Genomic DNA, 15,579 nt, shown 5'->3' with positions numbered 1-15,579 from the left:
CTTCCGCAAACCACAAGGCGCATCCCGGCATGACTGTCCAATATCTCGTCACCCATTCGGGTGGCTTCCATGCCGACGAATTGCTGTCCAGCGTGATCCTGACCCGGTTGTTCCCCCAGGCTGCCATCATGCGCAGCCGGGCGCCGGAATGGATCACCCCCGGCGCGGATCGCATCATTTACGATGTCGGCGGCGCCTATGACGCGGCGGCGCAGATCTTTGATCACCACCAGCGCGGCGCGCCGCTGCGCGATGATGGCCAGCCATTCAGTTCGTTCGGCCTGGTCTGGAAGCATTTCGGCCATGATTGTCTGGCGGCTTCGGGCGTGCCGGCGGACGCTGTCGAGACCATCCATGCCAGCTTTGACACCAGCTTTGTGCTGCCCATCGACCTGATGGACAATGGCGCGCTCAGCCCCTCGATTGCCGGGCCGCTGGCTGGGCTGACCCTGCCGGCTCTGCTCGAAACCCTCAAGCCGGTGTTCGATGAAACCGACCCCGAGGCCGAGAATCGCGGGTTTCACGCCGCGCTCGCCATTGCCCGCAGTTTCGTTGAGGCGCGGATTGCCCGCAGCGCCGCCAAATTGCGCGCCGATGGCCTGGTGCACCAGGCCATCGAAAATGCCGGGGCCGGGCGCGTGCTGGAACTGCCCATGGGCATGCCGTTCCGGCCCTCCGTGGTCAAGGCCGGTGCCGATCACCTGCTGTTTGTAGTGCATCCCCGCGGCCAGGACTGGTGCCTGACCACCATCCGGCAGGACGATGACGGCTTTGCCGTGCGCGCCGATCTGCCGGCCGCCTGGGCCGGTCTCACCAATGATGACCTGGAGGCCGCCAGCGGCGTCGCCGGCGCGAGCTTTTGCCACAATGGCCGCTTCATCGCCGCCGCCAGGACCCGGGATGCTGCCCTGGCCATGGCCGAACTCGCTGTGGCCGAAGCGCTGCTAACGCCCTAGCGCCTCCAGCGCCGGGCGCAGCCGGTTGTCATGGGTGGCCAGCAGGTTCCGGGCGCCCGGCACGTCGTCAGCACCAGCCGCCAGCATGATCGCCAGCTTCACCGAGCCATCGGCGCGCTCCAGCCACTGGGCTGCCTGTTCCTCGGGCAGCCCGGCCACGCTCATCACGATGCGCCGCGCCCGCTCGCGCAGCTTGGCATTGTCGGCGACCAGATTGACCATGAAGCCGTCATGCACATGGCCCAAATGCACCGCCACCATGGTGGAAAGCATGTTGAGCGCGATCTTTTGCGCCGTGCCCGCACCCATGCGGGTCGAGCCGGCAATCACCTCGGGCGGTGTGGCGAGGCAGATGGCGATGTCGACCTGCCCGAACAGGGCCGCCCCGGCATTGTTGGCGATGCCGATGGTCCGCGCCCCGGCGGCGCGCCCGGCCGCCGCCGCCGCCAGCGGGTAGGGCGTATGCCCGCTCGCCGTCAGGGTGATGATGCAATCATGCGGGCCGACATTGCTGGCAACAATCGCCGCCCGCGCCGCCTCGGCGTCGTCCTCGGGCCCGCCGGGCAGTGCCGGCAGGCTCGCCAGCCCGCCCGCCAGCAGCACCACGATCCGCTCGCCCGCAATGCCGAACGTGCCCGGCAGTTCCGACGCATCGGCCAGCGCCATCAGCCCCGAACTGCCCGCCGCCGCATAGATCAGCCGGCCGCCCGCCGCCAGACTGGCTGCCGCCAGCCGCGCTGCCGCCGCGATCTCGCTGGCCGCGCCCTGAACGGCCCGGGCCGCCTCGACCTGTGCCGCTGCCAGAATCGCCAGCGCCTCGCTGTCGGCGCGGGTATCAAAGCCCGGGGCACTGGCATGGCTCATTTCGGTCTGCGGTGTGCTCATGGCGTTCTCCCCGTCGCCAGCGATAATGCCAAAAAAATACCACTTGTCCACCAAACCATCGCCATTCAGTCCGAAAGCCCCAACCCCGCCGTGGAACCCCAAATATGTTCAGGTGCGACCGGCGAATTCGCCCCGGTTGTGGATTATCAGTTGGAAAATGGTATTTTATTGGTATTATACGATGAAGGGGCTGGCACCCGGCGAGCCAGACGCTAAACAGGGCTTGGCCGCACAGTGCCGGGCGTCAAGGGGCGAGGGGATAAGTGACGGATTTGTCGAACAGCTTCTTTGCCGACGGCCCGGTGCAACTGCCCGCCGGCGGCCCGCTCTATTTGCAGCTCAAGCGCTGGATCGAAGACGCCATCCATCGCGGCGCCATCAATCCCGGTGACGCGCTCCCCTCCGAACGCGACCTGGCAACCAGGGTGGACGTATCCCGGGTGACCGTGCGCAAGGCCGTGTTGCATCTGGTCAAGGAGGGCGTGCTGGTGCAGCGCCATGGATCGGGCACCTTCGTCGCGCCCTTGACCCATCGCGTTGAACAATCGCTGTCCCAGCTGACCTCCTTTACCGAAGACATGGCGCGCCGTGGCATGGCGGTGCACGCCGAATGGCTCGATCGCGGCCTTTACGCGCCGTCGCCCGAAGAGACCGTCATTCTTGGCCTGTCATCTGACGATCTGGTGGCCCGCATTGCCCGCCTGCGCCTGACCGGGGATACGCCGCTGGCCATCGAACGCGCCAGCCTGTCGGCGCGCACGCTGCCCGATCCAGAGGCCATCGGCGATTCGCTCTATACCCATCTCGACAAGACCGGCAACCGCCCGACCCGGGCAATTCAGCGCATCCGCGCCGCCAATCTGGCTGAGGAGGATGCCCTGCTGCTCGAAGTGCCGGTCGGCTCGGCCGGTCTCAATATCGAGCGGACCTCCTATCTCGCCTCCGGGCGGGTCATCGAATTCACCCGCTCCATCTATCGGGGCGATACCTATGACTTTGTTGCCGAGCTCCGCATCGGCGAAGCGCCCACCATTGGAGGCAAAACGCCTTGAATCTGTCTGAACCGACCCATATGCGCCGCGAAATCGAGGAAATCCCCGCTCTTGTCGCCAATTTCCTAGATCGCAGTGGCCCCGTGCTGGACGCCACAGCCGCCGTGCTGCGCGCCCGCGATCCGGGCCTGGTGGCCACCGTGGCGCGCGGCTCGTCCGATCACGCATGCGCCTATCTCAAATATGCCATTGAACTGACGCTGGGCCTGCCGGTGGCCTCGATCGGGCCATCGATTGCCTCGATCTATGGCAAGGATCTCAAGCTGGCCAACAGCGCCACGATCGCGGTTTCGCAATCGGGCAAGTCGCCCGACATTGTCGGCATGGCCGAGTCGGCGCGCCGCTCGGGCGCCATTTCCATTGCCATTACCAATACCGCCGGCTCGCCCCTGGCTGCCGCGTCCGATTTCACCATCGATCTGCATGCCGGGGTCGAGCAGAGCGTTGCCGCGACCAAGACCTTTGTCACCTCGGTGGTGGCCGGCCTGGCCCTGATTGCCCGCTGGAGCGGCGACCATGCGCTGACCGCCGCCGTCAGCGATCTGCCCGAGGCGTTGTCTCGCGCCGTTGCCTGCGATTGGTCGGCGATGCTCGCGGCCCTTGATGGCCACAACGCGCTCTATGTGCTCGGTCGCGGTCCCGGCCTGGCCATTGCCAATGAAGCGGCGCTGAAATTCAAGGAAACCTGCAATATCCAGGCCGAATCCTATAGCGCCGCCGAAGTGATGCATGGCCCCGTCGCCATCGTCACCCCCGGCTATGCCGTGCTGGGTCTGGCGGCGCGCGATGCGGCAGAAGGCTCCGTCGCCGCGATGACGCACAAGCTGGCCGGGCAGGGTGCCCTGGCTTTCCTCACCAGCGATCAGGCCGGACCGGCCAACCGGCTGCCCTTCGCGGCGACCGGCCACCCGATCACCGACCCGCTGGCGCTGATTGTCTCCTTCTATGGGTTTGTCGAAGCGCTGTCGCGCCATCGGGGCTTTAATCCCGATCTGCCCGTCGCGCTCAAAAAGGTCACTGAAACGCTATGAGCGATCTCCTCGCCATTGCCGGCGCGCGTATCTTTGACGGACACGATTGGCATGACGATGCCGCGCTGCTGCTCGAATTCGGCATGGTGTCGGCCATTGTGCCGGCCAGCGCCGTGCCGGCCCACGCGGCAATGGTCCGCCTCGATGGCGGCAGCCTGGTGCCCGGCTTTATCGATCTGCAGGTCAATGGCGGCGGCGGCGTATTGTTCAACAACGAGCCATCGCTGGCCGGCATCCGCACCATCTGCGCCGCCCATGCCCGGTTCGGCACCACGGCCCTGCTGCCGACCCTGATCAGCGATACGGTGGCGGTCAATATGGCCGCCATCGCGGCCGGACAGGCTGCGGTGGCCCAAGCGGTTCCCGGTTTCATCGGTCTGCATCTCGAGGGGCCCCATCTGGCGCTGGCCCGCAAGGGCACGCACGACCCGGCCTTGCTCCGGCCCATGGATGACAGCGATCTGGCGCGGCTGCGCGCGGCCCGCGATATCCTGCCCAATCTGCTGGTGACGGTGGCCCCCGAAGCCGTGACCCCGGCGCAGATCGCCGCCCTGCGCGAGTCGGGCATTGTCGTCAGTCTGGGCCATTCTGACGCCAGCTTTGAAATGGCGTCCGCAGCCTTCGCCGCTGGCGCCGGCATGACCACCCATCTGTTCAATGCCATGAGCCAGTTGGGCAACCGCGCCCCCGGCATGGTTGGCGCGACACTGCACAACCCATCTGTTCATGCCGGGCTGATTGCCGACGGCATCCATGTCCACCCCGCCGCCATTCAGATCGCCCTGCAGGGCAAAACCGGCCCGGGCCGGCTCTTCCTCGTCACCGATGCCATGTCCCAGACCGGCACCGACCTGAAAGAGCTGACCCTTAATGGCCGCACCATTACCCGCTCAGCTGGTGCCCTGCGTCTGGCCGATGGCACGCTGGCGGGAGCCGATCTGGACATGATCGATGCCGTCATCTTCATGCACAGCACCATTGGCCTGCCCATTGAGGAGGCGATCCGCATGGCTTCGCTCTATCCGGCGCAGGCGCTGGGCATTGACGACAGCCACGGGCATCTGGCGCCCGGCGCCGTGGCCAGCTTTGTTCACCTGGGCGACGATCACGCCGTTCGCGCCACCTGGATCGGTGGCGCCCAGGTCTATCCGCGTCCGATATAGGGCATGTTGGTCGCTATCACTGTCATGAACTGCACACTTCGACCCGTCCCGCAGGGCAAATCGCTCCGGTGGAGCGATTTGAGGGGAGAAGGCCTTGAGAGCTACGCTCGAATGGCTAGCCGCGTCCGATATAGGGCATATTGGTCGCCATCACTGTCATGAACTGCACATTGGCGCTCAGCGGCAGCCCCGCCATATAGAGCAGGGCATCGACCACATGCTGCACGGCAAAGGTCGGTTCGGGCATCATCGTGCCATTGGCCTGCAGCGATCCGGTATTCATCTGGCTGGTCATGTCGGTGGCCGCATTGCCGATATCGAGCTGGCCGCAGGCAATCGAGAACGCGCGCCCATCCAGCGAGATCGATTTGGTCAGGCCGGTAATGGCATGCTTGGAAGTGGTGTAGGACGCCGCCTCGGGGCGCGGGGTATGCGCCGAAATCGAACCATTGTTGATAATGCGCCCGCCCTGCGGGCTCTGGTCCCGCATCATGCGGAACGCCTCGCGCGCTACATAGAAGGCGCCGTTGAGATTGGTATTGATCATGTCCTGCCAGACCTGCACGTCCAGATCGCCAAACGACGTCGCGGGCGCAAACCGCCCGGCATTGTTGAACACCACGTCAACGCGGCCATAGGTGTCGCGCACCGCGCCGAAGAAATCGGCCACCGCGGCCGGATCGCCGACATCGCAGACGCCGGCATAGCCCCCGGTCGCCACGCGCACCGCTTCCAGTGCCTCCCGGCGCCGCCCGCAAATCGCCACGTCATAGCTTTGCGCGGCGAATCCCAGTGCCGCCGCCTTGCCAATCCCCGAGCCACCGCCGGTGATTACCGCGACTTTTCTGGTCTCTGTCATACTGCCTCCAAATGTGGCGCCGCGCCGCGCCAGCGGCTGATTTCGCCATATTGCCGCCACACCAGGGCGCGGCTATTTCCCGTGCTTGCTGCCCGCAATCTGCCATTCATGCCAGTACCAGCCGGCAAAAGTCCCGGAAAACTGCGGAATTTAACGCTTGATTCAGTTCGGTTAACAAATGGTTTCCAGGTGTGTGCTGAATCTGCAACATCCGCATCCCAACCACGGTGCAGAGCTGCAAAACGGCCTTTGTGTGATTGCGTCGGCTTTCACCATGCGTAGAGTGGGTCTTGCGAATCCATGCATGGGATCGTTTGTCGGTCGCAACGCGACGGCAACACACTGCACCACGAATAGTGTGGTCGCGTTTCGACAAACTGCCGGATAACCGGCACCAAGAATGACTGACTTTGGAGGTCAACCTATGAAACTCAAGAGCCTTATCCTCGGTTCTGTCGCTGCTGTCGGTCTTTCGACCGCTGGCTTTGCTGCCGATCTCGGCGTCCTTACCTCGCTGGACGTTTGCGACGACCTGGGCCTGTCCGGCCTGACGATCTCGTCCGACACCAACTGCCTGCAGATTTCGGGTAGCGTTGCCTACACGTTCGAAGCTGGCAAGTTCAGCGGCAGCCGCACCATTGCCAACACGTTCGTGTCGGGCAATTACCCAACCGCTGCAGGTGCTGTGCCTGCAGTTGGTGAAATTGGTTCGCGCAAGAATTCTGACGGCGTTCGCAATATCGACGTTCCCACTGCCGGTGGCGATTGGGACTCGAAGGTCGAAACCTACCTGAAGTTCGTTGGCACTGCTTCGAGCGACTTCGGTCCTGCTCGCGTCGTGATCAACCTGCGCCAGCGTGACTACAAGCGCGTTCGCAACGGTCTTGTCGCTAACAACGGCGATGATCACCAGCTGCGCGCTGAAGATGCCTATGTCCAGATTGGTGACAGCACTGTCCTCAGCGCTGGTAAGAAGGGTTCGATCTTCAACGAAGGCGACGACGAGCCATTCAATTTCACTGGCCTGTTCATGTCCGACGACGCCGACAAGGGCGTTTGGGAAGGTCCAGTATTCAAGGGTGGTCATGTCATCCAGCTCGAATCCTCGTTCGGCAACGGCGTGGTCGGCAAGATTGGTCTTGAAGCCCTCGGTGAAACCGGCACCCTCGCCACCGCTGCTGAAAACTCTGGCAGCCTGATCGGCGTGTTGGAATATGCTGGCGACGGCATCACTGCACACATCAGCGGCTCCATCGGCGGCCTGCTTGATGGTCTCCAGAACACTGGCGACGTCTATGGCGTTCACGCCGGCATCACCGGCACCTTCGATGCCTTCAAGCTGCGCGCAGCTCTGGCAGCTGGCGGCGGCTACAACCCAGCCGGCAACTGGTCCTACTGGAATGGCCTGGTTTCGGGCGAAGGCAACTTTGACATGTTCAAGGTCGCTCTCTCGGGTGAATTCGCTGGCGGCACTGCCATCGGCGGCGGCGCTCTCGACACCGACATGGGCTTTGGTGGCTCGATCGGCGCCAAGGTAACTGACGGCGTGGAAATCAACCTCGGCGGCCGTTACTTCAACGACGGCACTGCTGGTGTTGGCGATGGCTACCAGGTCGCTGCGCAGCTCGTTGCTGCTGTGACCGAGACCATCAAGATCACCGGTGAAGTCGGCATCTACGGCCACGGCGAAGATACTGTTGCAGTCAATGCAGGCCGTCCAATCGGTGGCGCAACCTCCGACGTGTACGGTTCGGCCACTCTGGCATGGGCTCCAGGCGGTGGTTTCACCTCCTCGCTCGGCGCCAAGGTTCAGCAGAACGGCGCTTACAAGGTTACCTTCAAGGCAGCCAAGTCCTTCCAGTAATCTCTGGTTCGACCCACAATACGGAAAGGCCCGGCTCACGCCGGGCCTTTCTGCTGTCTGGACCAGCCTGGCGCACGCGCTGATCCGCCCGGCTTGCTGATTCTCTGCGCTGCCGACTGTGCGCGCATTACCCGTCGGCTCTGTTTCCAAAAATCATTTGTAAACAACGGTTTACGTCCCCAATTTTCGTTCCCTCTGGCGCCGAAATGCACTAGCTTTGCAGCAAATGCGGCCAGTTCATTGGAGCGGGAATGATTAGGGACCTCCTCAAATGGGTGGCGCCGGGACTTGTCACAATCCTGGCCGGAACAACACTCACTCTGGCCATGAGCGCGCCCGATATCGCCCGCGATGTAGCCACGCAAACCACTGCCGCCATGCAACGCGCCGGTTATGACTGGGCCGAGTTGTCCTTTTCCATGCGCGATCTGACGCTGTCCGGTACCACCACCGATCAGCGCAATATCGAAGCCGCCCGCGAGCGCCTCGCGCGTATTGCCGGCCTGCGCAGCGTCGACACCAATGTGACGCTGGCCCCCATGGCCGCGCCCTATCGCTTGGAAGCGCGCCTCGCCGATGGAGAAATTGCGCTCACCGGCGGCGTTCCCGACCAGACCACCCGACAAATGCTGCTGGCCCGCGCCGATCTGGAGCAGGGCGCGCTTGAATTGCGTTCCGGCATGCCGGAACGCCGGGCTTGGATTGCTGGCGCTCAGTTCGCCATCGATCAGCTGCGTTTTTTCGACCAGGGGCAAAGCACGCTGTCCGATCTGACACTCGATATCAGCGGCCGCGCCAAATCGGCCCGTGATTTTCGCGATCTGCTGGTTGTGCTGCGGGCAGGGGCGCCGGCCGGGGTAACCCTGGGCGCTGTCAATATCACGCCGGCGCTGGTGTCGCCCTATCAATGGAGCGCCAGCTCGGACGGCAAACGCATCGAGATATCCGGCTTTGTGCCCGACGAAACTCTCGCCGAGCGCTACCGCATGGCGGCAACAGGTGGACTTTCCGTCGCCACCGGGCTGGCACTAGGCTCGGGTGAGCCGGAAGATTTTGCTGGTATATCGCAGCTGCTTATCGAGCAGCTCTCAACCCTTGAATACGGTACGGCCAGCATCATAGACGGGCAAAGCACGCTGACCGGTGCGCCACCGACCGAAGAGATCGCGCAGGCCGTGACCGACAATCTGGCCCCGGCCGGCTCGATTGTAACGCTCGAGCCGCCCCGCATTGCCGACTATTGGGTCAGCGCCACGCTGCAGCCTGGCGGCACGCTGGTGTTTGATGGCTATGCGCCCGATGCCGCGACGCGCGATGGCCTGACGCAGCATCCCGGCGCCGACACGGCATGGCTGAAACTGGGGCGCGGCGCGCCCGAACGCTACCAGTCGGCGATGGATTTCGGTCTGGCCGCGCTGCAGCAGATGAGCGAAGGACGTTTTGCCTTGCGTCAGAATGTGATGACGCTCAGCGGCGTCGCGCAGTCGAGCGAAGATTATTTGCGTCTGCTGACCGTTTTGGCCGAGGATGCGCCGCAGGGCCTGGTGCTGGCCCGCGCCGAAATTGCCCCGCCGGCGGCTTCGCCCTATCAATGGTCGGCGACCAAGGCCCCTTCGGGCGATTTGACGCTGTCGGGCATGGTGCCCAGCCCGGAGATCCGGGCGGCGCTGCTGTCGGTTGCGGGTTCGTCCTCCAGCGCGACCCTGGCCTATGCCTCGGGTGAACCGCGCAATTTTATGGCCTCCGCCGAAACCGGCCTGGCCTTGCTGGCCTGGCTCGAGCAGGGTGAAGTCAGGTTTGACGGCAGCGGCTGGACCGTCACCGGGTCGGCCCGTTCGGCCATCGACAAGGCGGCGATCGAGGCCGATTTCGTGTCCCGCAAACTGGCCGCTGCCGGGTGGTCGATGGCCATTGCCGCCGTGACGCCCACAGCGCCAGAGGCGCCCATGGCGACGAGCGAGCCGGCAGTTCCTGCTGTCGCCGACCCCGTGCCCACCGTCCCCGCCGACCCGGTCGCGGAGGGCGCACCGCCACCTCCCACTCCGGAGCCTGCCACACCGGCAGTCCCCACCGCCGAGAGTGACCCGGCAGTGCCAGCGTCTGCGCCCGCCGCGCCTGTCGCGCCCGCGCCAGTGGCCGAAACGCCCGAACCGCCCGCAATCGATGCGGCCTATGCGTTTTCGGCTGACCGTGCCGAGGATGGCGCGGTGATTCTGAGTGGGCAGGTGCCCAGCGATGCCGCCTTGCGCGACCTGCTCGCCATCACCGCTGCCGACACGGCGGCGGTCAGCATTGCCGACGGTGCGCCGGAGCAGTTCGAGGACAGCGCGGCCCTGGGGTTGCGGGCGCTGGCCCGCTTGCGCGCGGGGCAACTCGACTTTGCCGATGGCGCCTGGCGTCTGGCCGGCACGGCAGACGATGCCAATGATCGCGATGCGGTTCTGGCGCTCATTGCGGCTGACCCGGCGGCTGAGTGGGCCGTCGCCGTCGATCTGCCGCCGGCCGCTGTGGCGGCCCCCGCGCCGGCGCCCCAGGCAGATGAACCCGCCGCGGCCAAGGTCGATATCGCCGCCTGCGCCGGTCCCATCTCCGATTTTACCGGACGGAACGCCATTCTGTTCCAGTCCGGTGCCGCGCTGATTGCAGCGGGTTCGGCGACCGCACTTGATGAACTGGCAATCCTGTTGGCGGCGTGCCCCGACGCGGTGATCCATGTCGAAGGCCACACCGATGCGGATGGCGATGCCAGGCTCAATCTGGGCCTGTCGGTTGCCCGGGCAGAAGCGGTGGTCAATGCCCTGGTCGAGCGCGGCATCAATCCGCAACGGCTCTACGCCGTGGGCTATGGCGAAGCCAACCCGATTGCCGATAATGCAACCAGTGCCGGCAAGGCGCAGAATCGGCGCATTGTAGTGACGGTGAGCGATGAGCATTTTTGAGTCGTAACGCCGGGGGAGAGCCGATGAGCTGGGATTCACTGCAGTTTCTGCTGGGCTATTACTGGCCCTATCTGCTGGTCGTGGCGCTGATCGGGCTGGCCGTCGGCTGGCGCAGCTTCAGCCCACCCAAAGCGTGATCATCCAGCCATGACCAATCTGGCCCATATCGCTGAAACGGCCCTGATGATGCTGGCGGCCTATCTGCTCGGCTGCGTCCTTGGCTATGCGGCCCGGCGTATTCTGCACGCTGGTCGTGGCACCCGCCAGGTCAACGCGGCGGCGGGCGCGGACGCGCCCTTGCGCTCGCGCCGCACCATGACGCCGGCGGCGCGGCTGGCCGCGTCAGTTGCCGACGAGCCAGCCCCGCCACGGGTCGCCGCACCTGCCCGCAAGCCCGCGCCAAAACCCGGACCCGCCGCCGCCAAATCTACGCCCCCCAAGCCGGCATCAATGCCCACGCCTCGCGCCGGCGGCGCCGACAATCTCAAGCAGATCAAGGGGATCGGCCCCAAAATTGAGACATCGCTGAACGAGTTGGGCATCTATCATTTCGACCAGATCGCGGCCTGGTCCAAAGCCAATATCGACTGGATCGACAAGAAGCTGGCGCTCAAGGGGCGGATCGCCCGCGAGCGCTGGGTGGCGCAGGCCCGCGAACGCGCCAGCGCCGTCGAGCTCCGCGCCTAGACCGCTTTCAGCGCAACCGGCGTCACTCTGGCGGTGCGAGAATTGTCTAGGCGGCGCGCCCCAGCAGGCGCCTGCCGATGCCCGTGACGAAATCTGCCACCGCTTCAATCTCTTCATGCTGGTCAAACAGCGCCGGCGAGCCCTGACCGGCAATCGTCAGCGCCGTGGCGTCGGGGCGGCGGCGCGCCATTTCCTCGAAAGTTTCGCGGCGCAGCTGGTCGGTCAACTGGGTCCGCAGCAGCATCAGGGGCGCGCAGGTAAGGGCGTCAAACAGTGGCCATTGCGCCACCAGCACGTCGTCAAAATTGATCTCGGCCAGCGCGGCCAACAGGCGCGGATCGTAGAGGGGCAGGGCCCGGCCGCGCTTGTCGAGGTAGTGGCTGCGCCCGATCAGTGCGTCCAGTTGTGCCTCGGGCAGGCCCGGATAGTCGCCGCCCAGAATCCGGCGGAACCCCGTGCTCACCGCCTTGGCGCCGCGCAGCGCCTCGATATGCTCGAAATTGTGGCGCAGCCGGACCAGGCCGCGCGGGTCCGTCACCGGCCCGGCATCGAGCAGCACCGTGCCCGCCACCAGCAGCGGATGGGCGGCGGCGAAAGCCATCGCCACTTGCCCGCCATGGCCCTGACCCAGCAGCACGGCGCGTTCAATGCCCAGCGCCGCCAGGATCGCGGCCAGGTCCCGCGCGTCGGTCAGCGAGTTGTAGTCCTCCAGACGCCGGCGATTATCGGCCCGGCCACGGCCCGGCAGATCGAGCAGCACGACCGGCCACGCGCCCTCATCGAGTCGGCGGAAATGGGCGGCAAAGGCGGTGAAGTCGCTCATATTGCGCTGATAGCCGGGAATGCAGACCACCGGCAGGCGCTGACGCGACAAGGTGCCGGCCAGATGTACTGCCGCGCGCACGCCCGCTTCCAGCGTCACGTGGCGCACGGGCAGATCGGCAAAGGCCGCGTGGTCGCTGGGCACGGTTCTCGGACGGGGCATGAAACGGGCACTCTTGCTGGGACACCATGCAGTGGTAGCACAGGATCAGCCCCATTCAATTGCCATCAGCCGCATGGCCGCCGACCCTTATCGCGCCCGGACCCGCAATCGGTTGGGCAAGGATCGAATTTGCGCGTTTGCGCCGCACAACTAGGCGTTGTGGAGTGATTTGATAAAAACTATGGTGCACCATCAAAAAACCGACGGGATCGCCGGTTCAAACCATCGGCTGCGGCACGACCGCGGCACGCCCAACTGAGGAATTTACGACAAATGCTGCGAGGATCGATACCGGCGCTCATCACTCCCATGCGCAACGGGGTCATCGATGAGAAAGCCTTCGCCAGCTTTGTCGAATGGCAGATCGAGCAGGGCAGCCATGGCTTGGTGCCCGTTGGCACCACCGGCGAAAGCCCCACCGTCAGCCACGAAGAGCATCGCCGCGTCGTCGAGATCGCGGTCGAGGTGGCCAATAAGCGCGTGCCGGTTATTGCCGGGGCAGGGTCCAATGCCACCGCCGAGGCCGTGTCGCTGGCCCGGTTTGCCGAAGATACCGGCGCCGATGCGGTGTTGTCCGTCGTGCCCTATTACAACAAGCCGAACCAGGAAGGGCTGTTCCAGCATTTCTCGGCGGTTGCCAGCGCTGTCGGCATTCCTGTCATCCTCTACAGCGTGCCCGGGCGCACCATTGTCGATCTGACCGTCGACACCATTGCCCGCCTGCACGAAGCCCACGCCAATATTATCGGCGTCAAGGATGCCACCGGCAGCATGGAACGCACCAGCATGCAGCGCAACAAGCTGGGGCCCGATTTCATCCTGCTTTCGGGCGATGACAGCACGGCCCTGGGCTTCAACGCCCATGGCGGCCATGGCTGCATCTCGGTCACCGCCAATATTGCCCCGCGTCTCTGCTCGCAAATGCAGGAATTGTCGCTGGCTGGCGATTTCGTCGGCGCCCGCGCCATCAACGACAAGCTGGCCTACCTGCACAAGGACCTGTTCATGGAGCCCAATCCGGCGCCGGCAAAGTACATTGCCAGCCGGCTCAACCTCTGCGCCAACGAGATGCGGCTGCCGCTGGTGCCGATCAGCAAGCCGACGCAGGACGCCATGGACTTTGCAATTGCCCATGCAGGTCTTATCTAACACCCATGGCCCCAAAGAACGACAAATCCAAAAACGGTGTGATCAGCCACGGTCTCGTGGCTGAAAATCGCCGTTCGCGCTACGATTACGCCATTGGCGAGACCATGGAGGCCGGCATTGTGCTGACCGGCACCGAGGTGAAATCGCTGCGCATGGGCAAAGCCCAGATCACCGAATCCTATGCGTCGCCCGAGCGCGGCGAGCTCTGGCTGATCAACGCCCATATCCCTGAATACCTGCAGGCCAACCGCTTCAACCACGAAGAAAAGCGCCCGCGCAAACTGCTGGTGTCGCGCAAGCAGCTGGCCCAGCTCGATCAGGAAGTCTCGCGCGCCGGCAACACCATCGTGCCGCTCAAGCTGTATTTCAACGATCAGGGCTTCGCCAAGCTGCTGATCGGGGTCGGCAAGGGCAAGAAGAACTATGACAAGCGCGAAACCGAGCGCAATCGCGACTGGAACCGCGACAAGTCCCGCATCATGAAAGAGGGCGGGCGGGGCTAGTCAGCCACGCCGCCACGACCGCGTGGCGCGATTGGCTCACCCTGGTCTGCTGCGGGTACTCTGTTCCCCAACACCACTTTTCCGGGCCTGTCGAAGGCCGAAAGCGTCGCGCTATTGTTCAGCTATGGGCGGTGCAACCGGCCGCGTGGCTGGCGGGCGGCCAACGGACTTGGCCAGATCGGCAACGTCCATGAAGAAATCGGCCTGGCGCCGCAGGTCATCCGAAATCATCGGGGTCGAGGTTGTCAGCGTCGATACCACGGTGACGCGCTTGCCCATGCGCTGCAGCGCCGCCACCAGTGCGGTGAAATCGCCATCGCCGGAAAACAGCACCATGTGATCATAATGGGGAGCCAGTTCGAGCGCGTCGACGCACAGCTCGATATCCATATTGCCCTTGATCTTGCGCCGACCGGTAACGTCGGTGAACTCCTTGGCCGGCTTGGTAATCACGGTAAAGCCGTTATAGTCCAGCCAGTCGATCAATGGGCGAATTGAGGAATATTCCTGATCTTCCACCAGCGCAGTGTAGTAGTTCGCGCGCAACAGATAGGCCTTGGCCTTGAATTCGGCGAGCAGCCGTCGATAGTCGATGTCGATCCCGATCGCCTTCGATGTCGCGTATAAATTGGCGCCATCGATGAACAGGACGATTTTCTCGCGTGCGTCGATGGTCATTTTGAAGCTCTCAATCAGGGTCCCCACAAGCCGGATCTCTTGCGCCAAGGAGGATCTGCTTAAATTCCACCGAAGCATTAAGGTGGTGCTGATGCCAGATATTCCAGCCTCTGACAAGATAAAATGCACAATTGTGACCGTTTGGCGGTGGGGCGGCAGGCTATCCTTGTGCCCAGGCACTTGCTCGTGTATGGGAGGCGCCTATTCCATAAATTTTGGAGACGTCCGTGGCCCGCGTCACCGTTGAAGACTGCATTGAAAAGATCGAGAACCGCTTTGATCTCGTTCTGATGGCTGCGCATCGTGCGCGCATGATTTCGTCGGGTGCCCAGATCACCGTCCCGCGCGACAATGACAAGAACCCCGTGGTGGCGCTGCGCGAAATCGGCGACGGCACGATCTCGGCTGAAGATCTTCGTGAAGATCTGATTCATTCGCTGCAGAAATATGTCGAAGTCGATGAGCCTGAGAGCCACGCCGCGCCACAGATCGAAAGCGCTGGCGACGACGATTCGATGAGCTTCGATACCATGAGCGAAGATGAACTGCTGCGTGGCATCGAAAGCCTGGCGCCACCAGAGCGTCGCGACGACTAGACGTCGTCCCGTAAGGGAAAATCACGCCAGTGGCGCGAGTTGAGATGGCTGGGCCATGCGAGCGACGCTCGAATGGCCCTGGTGACCAGCAGGCACGATATTCTTAACACCCTCGGCGCCAGCCGGGGGTGTTTCGTTGCCGGGGCAGGGCAGTGGCCTGGTGCCGCCCCCCGCACATACTTCGCCGCTCCCACCTTTCCCATTTGCTTTCAACGCGCTAAGTTCAACCCTC

Annotated in this window: 14 protein-coding genes; 10 read left to right on the top strand and 4 right to left on the bottom strand. The window is 64.1% G+C overall.

Annotated features, from left to right (window positions below; all coding sequences use genetic code 11):
- Positions 1 to 29 precede the first annotated feature (29 nt).
- Entirely contained in the window at positions 30 to 956 is a 927-nt protein-coding gene (locus Q8O80_RS20000; protein ID WP_305582604.1) for an MYG1 family protein, read from the top strand.
- Here the strand turns inward: Q8O80_RS20000 and Q8O80_RS19995 are convergent.
- Positions 945 to 1,841 (bottom strand): N-acetylmuramic acid 6-phosphate etherase, encoded by an 897-nt coding sequence (locus Q8O80_RS19995; RefSeq protein ID WP_305582602.1) that lies wholly within the window; start codon positions 1,839 to 1,841, stop codon positions 945 to 947. The two genes, Q8O80_RS20000 and Q8O80_RS19995, sit on opposite strands and share 12 nt — an antisense overlap.
- Positions 1,842 to 2,104: 263 nt before the next feature.
- Here Q8O80_RS19995 and Q8O80_RS19990 point away from each other — a divergent pair, with 263 nt between their 5' ends.
- The 3 genes from Q8O80_RS19990 to nagA are packed head-to-tail and all read left to right on the top strand — an operon-like array spanning position 2,105 to position 5,087.
- Complete coding sequence (locus tag Q8O80_RS19990; RefSeq protein ID WP_305582600.1) at positions 2,105 to 2,893, top strand: GntR family transcriptional regulator; 789 nt, start codon at positions 2,105 to 2,107, stop codon at positions 2,891 to 2,893.
- Positions 2,894 to 2,913: 20 nt separating this feature from the next.
- A complete protein-coding gene (locus Q8O80_RS19985; protein ID WP_305582682.1) occupies positions 2,914 to 3,924 on the top strand; it encodes an SIS domain-containing protein in 1,011 nt (336 codons plus the stop codon).
- A complete protein-coding gene (nagA, locus tag Q8O80_RS19980; RefSeq protein WP_305582598.1) occupies positions 3,921 to 5,087 on the top strand; it encodes an N-acetylglucosamine-6-phosphate deacetylase in 1,167 nt (388 codons plus the stop codon). The genes Q8O80_RS19985 and nagA overlap by 4 nt, the downstream gene beginning before the upstream one ends.
- 115 nt (positions 5,088 to 5,202) lie before the next feature.
- Here nagA and Q8O80_RS19975 read toward each other — a convergent pair whose 3' ends face one another.
- A complete protein-coding gene (locus Q8O80_RS19975) occupies positions 5,203 to 5,946 on the bottom strand; it encodes an SDR family oxidoreductase (protein WP_305582596.1) in 744 nt (247 codons plus the stop codon).
- Between the two features lie 424 nt (positions 5,947 to 6,370).
- Here Q8O80_RS19975 and Q8O80_RS19970 point away from each other — a divergent pair, with 424 nt between their 5' ends.
- The 3 genes from Q8O80_RS19970 (at position 6,371) to Q8O80_RS19960 (ending at position 11,436) form a co-directional block, all read left to right on the top strand.
- The gene (locus Q8O80_RS19970) at positions 6,371 to 7,810 is read left to right on the top strand and encodes a hypothetical protein (RefSeq protein WP_305582595.1); all 1,440 of its coding nucleotides are present in this window, start codon (positions 6,371 to 6,373) and stop codon (positions 7,808 to 7,810) included.
- A 251-nt stretch (positions 7,811 to 8,061) separates the two neighbouring features.
- Positions 8,062 to 10,749 carry an OmpA family protein gene (locus Q8O80_RS19965; protein WP_305582593.1) on the top strand — a complete coding sequence of 896 codons (2,688 nt, stop codon included), beginning with the start codon at positions 8,062 to 8,064 and terminating at the stop codon, positions 10,747 to 10,749.
- 147 nt (positions 10,750 to 10,896) lie between these two features.
- Positions 10,897 to 11,436 (top strand): hypothetical protein, encoded by a 540-nt coding sequence (locus Q8O80_RS19960; protein WP_305582591.1) that lies wholly within the window; start codon positions 10,897 to 10,899, stop codon positions 11,434 to 11,436.
- 46 nt (positions 11,437 to 11,482) lie between these two features.
- Here Q8O80_RS19960 and Q8O80_RS19955 read toward each other — a convergent pair whose 3' ends face one another.
- Positions 11,483 to 12,421, bottom strand: a complete 939-nt coding sequence (locus Q8O80_RS19955; protein WP_305582589.1) for an alpha/beta fold hydrolase — start codon at positions 12,419 to 12,421, stop codon at positions 11,483 to 11,485.
- A 273-nt stretch (positions 12,422 to 12,694) separates the two neighbouring features.
- On the opposite strand from Q8O80_RS19955, the gene dapA reads away from it, so the two are divergent.
- Complete coding sequence (dapA, locus tag Q8O80_RS19950) at positions 12,695 to 13,570, top strand: 4-hydroxy-tetrahydrodipicolinate synthase (RefSeq protein WP_305582588.1); 876 nt, start codon at positions 12,695 to 12,697, stop codon at positions 13,568 to 13,570.
- Positions 13,571 to 13,575: 5 nt separating this feature from the next.
- On the top strand, positions 13,576 to 14,073 hold the full coding sequence (gene smpB / locus Q8O80_RS19945) for an SsrA-binding protein SmpB (protein ID WP_305582586.1): 498 nt from the start codon (positions 13,576 to 13,578) through the stop codon (positions 14,071 to 14,073).
- Between the two features lie 111 nt (positions 14,074 to 14,184).
- On the opposite strand, the gene Q8O80_RS19940 is transcribed toward smpB, so the two are convergent.
- The gene (locus Q8O80_RS19940; RefSeq protein ID WP_305582584.1) at positions 14,185 to 14,751 is read right to left on the bottom strand and encodes an NYN domain-containing protein; all 567 of its coding nucleotides are present in this window, start codon (positions 14,749 to 14,751) and stop codon (positions 14,185 to 14,187) included.
- 227 nt (positions 14,752 to 14,978) lie between these two features.
- Between Q8O80_RS19940 and rpoZ the strand changes: the two genes are divergently transcribed.
- On the top strand, positions 14,979 to 15,347 hold the full coding sequence (gene rpoZ, locus Q8O80_RS19935; RefSeq protein ID WP_305582582.1) for a DNA-directed RNA polymerase subunit omega: 369 nt from the start codon (positions 14,979 to 14,981) through the stop codon (positions 15,345 to 15,347).
- Positions 15,348 to 15,579: the final 232 nt, after the last annotated feature.

It is taken from the genome of Devosia sp. (genome assembly GCF_030689745.1).
GTDB lineage: Bacteria > Pseudomonadota > Alphaproteobacteria > Rhizobiales > Devosiaceae > Devosia > Devosia alba.
Note: the sequence above shows the minus strand (reverse complement) of the source record. Positions and strands in the feature narration are given on the sequence as shown.